Here is a 532-nt window from a genome sequence, read left to right as displayed (position 1 = left end):
ACCCGCAAAAGGTGCGAACAGTACGGGGTCCCCCTTATCCCGAAGTTACGGGGGAATTTTGCCGAGTTCCTTAACCATGATTCACTCGAACGCCTCGGTATACTCTACCTGACCACCTGAGTCGGTTTAGGGTACGGGCGCCTACCACCCTCGCGTCGAGGCTTTTCTCGGCAGCACAGGCACACCACCAGCCAGCCCGAAGACCAGCCCCATCAGTCCTCACCCACATGCCTCCCGGATTTGCCTGGAAGACGGGCCACAACCTTGGACACACACAACCACCGGTGTGCGGCAGCTCCCTCTCTGCGTCACCCCTGTTAACACGCTTGCCTACACACCACCAGGATCCCGGGACCCCCAACACAACCCCCACCCGAAGGCGAAGGAAGCACCAGGAGCTACCGGTTAGCACAGTGACTTCAGCATTGGACGGTTGATAGGCGGTACCAGAATATCAACTGGTCATCCATCGACTACGCCTGTCGGCCTCGCCTTAGGACCCGACTAACCCAGGGCGGATAAACCTGGCCCT

Annotated in this window: 1 rRNA gene; it reads right to left on the bottom strand. The window is 59.4% G+C overall.

Going from position 1 to position 532, the window contains the following annotated elements:
* Positions 1-532, bottom strand: a 23S ribosomal RNA gene (locus FK530_RS25395); the annotation flags it as partial.

Origin of the sequence: Tsukamurella conjunctivitidis, assembly GCF_007858475.1 — a bacterium.
Lineage (GTDB): Bacteria > Actinomycetota > Actinomycetes > Mycobacteriales > Mycobacteriaceae > Tsukamurella > Tsukamurella conjunctivitidis.
The sequence above is the reverse complement of the archived record's forward strand: the minus strand, read 5'-3'. Positions and strand labels throughout refer to the sequence as shown.